The following is a 7,515-nucleotide window of genomic DNA, read 5'->3' on the forward strand; positions in this document are numbered from 1 at the left end:
AGCTCCTACGGAGTGGTCCAAAAAAACTGGACCCCAACAGGCTTGCCCGCGAATGCGGTGTATCAGACACATCGATGTTGACTGATACACCGCTTTCGCGGGCAAGCCTCGCTCCTACAGGGGTGATGGCGAACGTTAGCGCTACATGCCCAACTGCTTCATCAATGTCAGGTTGTCTTCGATGTGCCAGTTAGCGGCAATCTTGCCGTTTTCAATCTGATAGATATCGGTGGCGATGAAGTCCACGGTTTGCCCCGCGCCTTTGGTTTCGCCAAAGGTTCCGGTGAAGTGCCCGCGAAAATGCAAGTGCGCCACGACCCGGTCGCCCGCAATGATCATTTGCTCGACTTCGCAACGCAGATCCGGCACCGCGCCACGAAACGCCCGGGACGCCAGCAACGGTCCCTCTGGCCCCTGTTTACGGCCTTCGGGTGGGGTCTTGTCGATAAAGTTGCTCGCCAGCGCGTCCCGGGCAAACGCTTCTTCACCGGTGTTCCAGAACGTGTCGTAACGGCGGGCGGCGGTTTCCATGATGTCGAGTTGCGCGGGGGTCAGGCTCTTGTCCGTGATCAACACACCAGGTTTGACCAGGTCGGTGGCGGTGGCCGTACCGGACAGGGTCAGGGCGAACAAAACGCCGGCAATGAGAGACGCAGATGCAATTGAACGTGGCATCGTCAGGGTTCCTTTTATGATGTTGCGCAGGCGAGGCAGCGATTCAAATCGTCTCGGTTTCTCGAATGCTGAGCGGGCTGTTGAGGGTGTATTCGGCGATCGCATCCTTGCGCATGAACGCGACGCCGGGATGCCGTTTGGCGTAACGCAGAAATTCGTCCCAGACCCTGACCATCTGCGGCGTGCCGCTGATGCGGTCGTGGGCACTGATCGACATCATGCGCCGCCGGGTGCCGGCCTCTTCGTAGAGCTGATCGAACTCCAGTTTTATCTGTTCCAGAAATTGTCCCGGCGAGTAGTTCCGGCCCTCGATCAGCACGATGTCGTTGTTGCGCAAGGTGTACGGCACCACGACAAAATCCTTGCCGTTGACCTGCTCGATAAAGGGTTCGTCGCGGCTGACATCATCGATGTGATAGACGTAGCCAAGCTCCTGCAACAGCGACAAGGTATTGGGCCCGCGCCGCAGCCAGTTGCAGTTGTAGCCCTTGACGGGCTGGCCGGTGACCTCCGTCAGCATGCTCGCGGCCTGTTGCAGGAAGGTCCGTTCCTCATCGCGGCTCATGGCAAATTGCGAGCTCCAGTGCGGGCCGTGCCCCGAGGCTTCATGGCCACGGGTGACGATTTCCCTGGCCAGTACCGGATTGCGTTTCACGGCATCGCCGATCATGTGGCTGGTAACTTTGACGCCGTGGCGATCCCACAGGTCGAGCAGCCTTGGAATGCCTTCGCGATAACCGTAGGCAAACCAGGTATTGGTGGCGGGATCCGAGGGGACACTGTCGGGGAAGTTCACCCGGGGAAACGGGCTGTCGGTGTCTTTGAGCGGCTGGCCGCCGGCTTCGAACTGCATGGAAATCGAGACCACCAACCGGCCATCCCCCGGCCAGAAACCGCCCTTGGGTTTGCTCGATTTTGGCGCCGCGCCTGTAGTTTGCGCGGCGGACGCGTTTGCCGGACTCAGCAACGCCCCCGCTGCCAGTACGGCGGCCCCTGCACCCGCTTGGGCCAGGAAGGTCCGGCGTTGCGGGTTCGGAGGGATCGCAGAGTCGGTGTTTGTGGGTTCCATCGTGTTGACCTCAAACAATAAGTGAAGCGCCGAAGGGCATGGCGCCACGTTAGTGCTTAAGGTTTATTTTGATAATCGGTCATAAATCGAAAATCAATTTCGGAAATTCCAAACAATGCTTCTGACGTTTTTATGCCTCTTGTCGGGCCGTGATCGGCGCATGGTGGGTCATCAGTTCGGCGACCCAATCGATGAACACCCGCAACTTGCGGCTGATATGCCGGTTCGGCGGAAACGCCACGAAGATCGGCATCGGATCGAGACGCCAGCCCTCGAACAAACGCACCAAATCGCCACGCGCTTCGTGGGCCTTGGACATGTAGTCGGGCATCCACAGTACGCCGAGACCGGCCAGGCCCGCCGCGAGGTAGGCATTGCCATCGTCGACCGCCAGCACGTAGCGCCCCTTGATCTCCACGCTTTCATTGGCGCTGCGCATAGCGTAAGGCAAGGCTCTGCCGGTGCGCGCCCACAGGAAACCGACGATACGATGCGCCGAATCCTCCAGCTCCCGTGGATGCGATGGCGTGCCGACGCGCGCCAGATAGCTCGGCGCCGCAAACACCCCGAGTTGCAGATCGCCGACCCGTCGCGCCATCAGCGACTGATCGGTGAGTTCGCCGCCGCGCACCACGCAATCGACGTTCTCACCGATGATATCGACCATGCGATCGCTGACGCCCATGTCGATCTGGATGTCGGGATAGCGTGCGTGAAACGCCGGTAACGCCGGCACCAGAATCATGCTCGCCAACGGGCTGGGCACATCCACCCGCAACCGGCCCCGAGGCTGCACCGAAGCGCCGGACAACCCCGTCTCGGCATCGTCCAGATCCGCTAATAGCCGCACCGCGCGCTCATAAAACACCGCGCCGTCGGCAGTGACATTGACCTTGCGCGTGGTCCGATTGAGCAACTTGACCCGCAACCGCGCCTCCAGTTGCTGCACCAGTTGCGTCACAGTGGTCTTGCTCATGTGCAGCGTCTCGGCCGCCTTGGTGAAGCTGCCCGCCTCCACCACTCGCGCAAAAGCTTGCATCGCGTCAAAACGGTCCATTTTCGCCCCGGATTGTTTGGGTTTTACAAACAGTGAAAGCTACGGTTGCTCGTTTATCGGGCAGACGCAAGTCCTTACAGTCACTTCATCGTTAATTGCGGGTCGGTGTCGACCTGCCGATGGAGGCACTTTATGACTCAGCGTGATGTGGTTTTCCCGCCTGGACGCCAGGCACTTTACGAGCGCAATCGTTATTCGCCGGCGATCAAATCCAATGGCTTTTTGTTTGTTTCGGGACAGGTTGGCAGCAAGGAAGACGGCTCACCGGAACCGGATCTTGAGGACCAGGTACGAACGGCGTTCAACAACCTGAACGCGATCCTGAATGAGGCCGGCTGCACGTTTGACGACGTGATTGATGTGACGGTGTTTATCGTCAATCCGGAAGAACGGTTTGAAAAAATCTGGAAAGTCGTGCCGGAATTCTGGGGCATTGCGCCGCATCCGACGGTGACCGCTGTGGGTGTGACGTGGCTGTATGGCTTTCAGTTTGAAATCAAAGTCATCGCCAAACTCCCGGAAGCCACCGCCAACTAATCTGTCACACCGCCAATCAACTGTGGGAGCGAGCCTGCTCGCGAATGCGATCTACCAGTCGATAGAGATGTCGACTGACACACCGCATTCGCGAGCAGGCTCGCTCCCACAGGATGATGATTCTGACGCCGCTGTCCCGTGAAAGGATCAGCGGCGTTTTTCGTTAGAGCGAACAGCGTCGCGCCATTACCGAATGGCGACACCCGGTTGCGGATGGGGCCAACCCGGCCTATGGTCCAAGCGTGATTTACCTGCAACTGGTGGACGGCAAATCCCGTCGCCAGTGGCTGACCCCCACAGGAGGTGACGACATGCCGCACAACTCCCGCCCCGCCGTTCTCGAGCTGATTGGCAACACGCCGTTGGTACGCGTCAGCCGCTTCGACACCGGCCCGTGCACGCTGTTTCTCAAACTCGAATCGCAGAACCCCGGCGGTTCGATCAAAGACCGTATCGGCCTGGCGATGATTGACGCAGCCGAGCGCGACGGTCGGCTTAAACCCGGCGGCACCATCGTCGAAGCCACCGCCGGCAACACCGGCCTGGGCCTGGCGCTGGTCGGCCGGGCCAAGGGCTATCGCGTGGTGCTGGTGGTGCCGGACAAAATGTCCACGGAGAAGGTCCTGCACTTGAAGGCCATGGGCGCCGAAGTGCACATCACCCGTTCCGACGTCGGCAAGGGCCATCCCGAGTATTACCAGGATGTGGCGGCGCGATTGGCCAAGGAAATTCCCGACGCGTTCTTCGCCGATCAATTCAACAACCCGGCCAACCCGCTGGCCCACGAATGCAGCACCGCGCCGGAAATCTGGGCGCAAACCCAGCATGATCTGGATGCCATCGTCGTCGGTGTCGGTTCAGCCGGCACGCTGACCGGGCTGACCCGGTTCTTCAAGCGCGTGCAGCCGAATCTGGAAATGGTGCTGGCCGATCCGGTCGGTTCAGTGATGGCCGAATACAGCCGCAGCGGCATCCTCGGCAAACCCGGTTCCTGGGCCGTGGAAGGCATTGGCGAGGACTTCATTCCCTCGATCACCGACCTCTCCAGCGTGCGCCACGCCTATTCGATCAGCGATGAAGAAAGCTTCGATCATGCCCGTCAACTGCTGCGCGCCGAAGGCATTCTCGGCGGCTCCTCGACCGGCACTTTGCTGGCGGCGGCGCTGCGTTATTGCCGTGAGCAGACTGAGCCGAAACGCGTGGTCACCTTCGTCTGCGACACCGGCACCCGTTACCTGTCGAAGGTCTACAACGACCAATGGATGAATGACCAGGGCCTGTTGCAATACAAACGCTACGGCGATCTGCGCGACCTGATCTCCCGGCGCTTCGAGGATGGCCGGGTGATCAGCGTCGGCCCGGACGACACCCTGCTCACCGCGTTCCAGCGCATGCGCCTGGCGGATGTCTCGCAACTGCCGGTGCTGGTGGACGGAAAGCAACTGGTCGGCGTGATCGACGAGTCCGATATTCTGCTCGGCATGCAGGAAGATGCTTCGCACTTTCGCTTGACCGTGGCCAGCGCAATGACCGACAAAGTGCAAACCCTGTCGCCCGGCGCCAGTCTGGCTGAACTGCAAGCCGAACTCGACCGCGGGCTGGTGGCGATTATCGCCGACGCCTCAGGCTTCCATGGCCTGATTACCCGCGTTGACCTGCTCAATCACTTACGGAGATCCCTTACATGAGTCAGCACGATGAAACCGGTGCGCCGCGCGCCTTCGCCACCCGGGTGATCCACGCCGGGCAGGTGCCAGACCCGTCCACCGGAGCGCTGATGCCGCCGATCTACGCCAACTCCACCTATTTGCAGTCGAGCCCCGGCGTGCACAAGGGCCTCGATTACGGGCGCTCGCACAACCCGACGCGTTTCGCCCTGGAACGTTGCGTCGCCGACCTTGAGGGCGGCACCCAGGCTTTCGCCTTCGCCTCCGGGCTGGCGGCGATCTCCACCGTGCTTGAATTGCTCGACGCCGGCTCGCACATCGTCTCCGGTAACGACCTGTACGGCGGCACCTTCCGCCTGTTCGATAAAGTGCGCCAACGCAGCGCCGGGCATCGCTTCAGCTACGTCGACCTGACCAACCTGGCGAACTTCGAAGCCTCGTTGCAGGACGACACGCGGATGGTCTGGGTCGAAACCCCAAGCAATCCCCTGCTCAGCCTCACCGACCTCAGCGCCATCGCCCGCACCTGCCGTGACCGCGGCATCATTTGCGTCGCCGACAACACTTTCGCCAGCCCTTGGATCCAGCGCCCGCTGGAACTGGGCTTCGACATCGTGGTGCACTCGACCACCAAATACCTGAACGGCCACTCCGACGTTATCGGCGGCATCGCCATCGTCGGACAAAACCCGGAACTGGCCGAACGCCTGGGCTTCCTGCAAAACTCCGTGGGCGCCATCTCCGGCCCGTTCGACGCGTTCCTCACCCTGCGCGGCGTGAAAACCCTGGCCCTGCGCATGGAACGCCACTGCAGCAACGCACTGGAGCTGGCGCAATGGCTGGAACGTCAGCCGCAAGTGTCACGCATCTACTATCCGGGCCTGCCATCGCACCCGCAGCATGAACTGGCACGCCGGCAGATGCGTGGTTTTGGCGGGATGATTTCGATTGATCTGAACACCGACCTGGCGGGCGCCACACGCTTCCTTGAGAACGTGAAAATCTTTGCCTTGGCTGAGAGCCTGGGTGGCGTGGAGAGTTTGATCGAGCATCCGGCGATCATGACCCATGCGAGCATTCCGGCTGAGACCCGTGCGCAGTTGGGGATTGGCGATGGGTTGGTACGGTTGTCGGTGGGGGTCGAGGATGTGGAAGACCTGCGGGCGGATCTGGCGCAGGCATTGGCGCTGATTTAAGTCGAGGGTTGGAAGCGGCTGCGCAGAGTGCGCGAGCTAGAAAAAAAGCCCGGCTGATGAGGCCGGGCTTTTGTCGAGTACTGCGGTAAAACCATGCATTCAGACTGCACGGCGTTCGAGCAGTCGGTCTGCACCACTCTCGGCAACCTGGTTGCCTTTCAGATGATCCGAGCCATCAGCTGCAACGGCATCGCTGAACAACGGGTCGGTTTCAGTGGCTGCAACGGCATCGCTGAACAGTGGGTCGGTTTCGTTGGCTGCAACAGCGTCGCTGAAAAGACGATCCGACGTATCCGCAACAGCGCGTTTTTCCAGAAGGCGATCAGCGCCACCTTCAGCCACACGATTCTGCATCAGATGATCCGAGCCGCCTTCAGCGACCACAGGTTGAGCAGAAGTCGCGGCAAACGCATTCAGTGCGAAGATCGAGAACGCGATGCCGAGGATGGTTTGGCGTTTCATGATGGTGTGCTCCGAGGTGTAGTGGGTTTGTATGGAGCCGATCTTACGCCGCGGTTCTGATATGAGAACTTCATTGAGTTAATGGTTGCTATTGATGCGATCAATGACAGCGCATCACCCGCCCCCCCTCCTCTCGACACATCAAAAAATTTGAACCGCCATTGGATGTGCTCGCCTAATGATCAGCAGGTGGACATTCCACAGGCAAATTGCCAATACCGGCATACTCCGAGAGGTGGTGAACGTGGCTAAAGACGAGAAAAAAAGCAAAGGTGAGTCTTCAAAAGCCAGCAAGGATTTGAAAGACAAAAAATCATCAACCGCGAAGAAATCAGCTGCGGCGTCGGCTCTTTCGAAACCTGCCGAAAAGAAAGACAAGAAGAAAGATGCCGAACCCAAAAAAATGGCAAAAAAAGCTGATAGCAAGCCAGAAAAGGCTAAGAAATCAGAGAAGGCCGAAAAGCCAGCGAAAAAGAAAAAGTGACATCTGCTATCTGCTAGGGCTTTACGCCCTAGCATCCTTACGCCGTGTTGCCTTTAGTGTCGCCACTGGCGGCAATGGGTGGGTTTCTGTCCTTCGTGACAGGCAGAGATCGGCCAATAGCTGTCGTTCAGGACAGTACAAACGGCTAACGTTTCACTCTGGCGAAGAAGAGTGAATGGGATATCTTGTCGAGCTGTCGATCCGTACAACACACCAAGGATGCCAATGCTCTGTTCACTCATATCAAATGGTCAGCCACAAACGCCTGACCGATTAGAACTGACGGCCCCCTGGTGGAGTTTTACGAAAACAGTGTTAGCTACGACAGCCCTATCGTTAGTGCGTGACGGGCTGATCAGACTGGATGA

At 59.3% G+C, this 7,515-nt stretch carries 8 protein-coding genes and 1 pseudogene; 5 read left to right on the top strand and 4 right to left on the bottom strand.

The features are described 5' to 3' along the window. Window positions 1-141 precede the first annotated feature (141 nt). From BK667_RS25060 to BK667_RS25070, 3 genes are all read right to left on the bottom strand, one after another. Entirely contained in the window at window positions 142-675 is a 534-nt protein-coding gene (locus BK667_RS25060) for an ester cyclase (protein ID WP_123599216.1), read from the bottom strand. Window positions 676-718: 43 nt separating this feature from the next. Continuing rightward, complete coding sequence (locus BK667_RS25065; protein WP_123599217.1) at window positions 719-1,744, bottom strand: polysaccharide deacetylase family protein; 1,026 nt, start codon at window positions 1,742-1,744, stop codon at window positions 719-721. A 130-nt stretch (window positions 1,745-1,874) separates the two neighbouring features. Then, the gene (locus BK667_RS25070) at window positions 1,875-2,801 is read right to left on the bottom strand and encodes a LysR family transcriptional regulator (protein WP_123599218.1); all 927 of its coding nucleotides are present in this window, start codon (window positions 2,799-2,801) and stop codon (window positions 1,875-1,877) included. Window positions 2,802-2,933: 132 nt separating this feature from the next. Here BK667_RS25070 and BK667_RS25075 point away from each other — a divergent pair, with 132 nt between their 5' ends. From BK667_RS25075 to BK667_RS25090, 3 genes are all read left to right on the top strand, one after another. Then, entirely contained in the window at window positions 2,934-3,338 is a 405-nt protein-coding gene (locus BK667_RS25075) for a RidA family protein (RefSeq protein ID WP_123599219.1), read from the top strand. 311 nt (window positions 3,339-3,649) lie between these two features. After that, the gene (locus BK667_RS25085; protein ID WP_123511748.1) at window positions 3,650-5,026 is read left to right on the top strand and encodes a pyridoxal-phosphate dependent enzyme; all 1,377 of its coding nucleotides are present in this window, start codon (window positions 3,650-3,652) and stop codon (window positions 5,024-5,026) included. Then, window positions 5,023-6,201, top strand: a complete 1,179-nt coding sequence (locus BK667_RS25090) for a trans-sulfuration enzyme family protein (protein WP_123511746.1) — start codon at window positions 5,023-5,025, stop codon at window positions 6,199-6,201. The genes BK667_RS25085 and BK667_RS25090 overlap by 4 nt, the downstream gene beginning before the upstream one ends. 99 nt (window positions 6,202-6,300) lie before the next feature. Here the strand turns inward: BK667_RS25090 and BK667_RS25095 are convergent, their stop codons facing one another. Further along, window positions 6,301-6,663, bottom strand: a complete 363-nt coding sequence (locus tag BK667_RS25095; RefSeq protein ID WP_123599221.1) for a hypothetical protein — start codon at window positions 6,661-6,663, stop codon at window positions 6,301-6,303. Between the two features lie 235 nt (window positions 6,664-6,898). Between BK667_RS25095 and BK667_RS25100 the strand changes: the two genes are divergently transcribed. Together BK667_RS25100 and BK667_RS33690 are read left to right on the top strand one after the other, a co-directional pair. After that, window positions 6,899-7,147 (top strand): hypothetical protein, encoded by a 249-nt coding sequence (locus BK667_RS25100; RefSeq protein ID WP_123511899.1) that lies wholly within the window; start codon window positions 6,899-6,901, stop codon window positions 7,145-7,147. A 225-nt stretch (window positions 7,148-7,372) separates the two neighbouring features. Then, a pseudogene (locus tag BK667_RS33690) lies at window positions 7,373-7,515 on the top strand (serine hydrolase); the annotation flags it as partial.

The organism is Pseudomonas frederiksbergensis (assembly GCF_003732705.1).
Lineage (GTDB): Bacteria > Pseudomonadota > Gammaproteobacteria > Pseudomonadales > Pseudomonadaceae > Aquipseudomonas > Aquipseudomonas frederiksbergensis_F.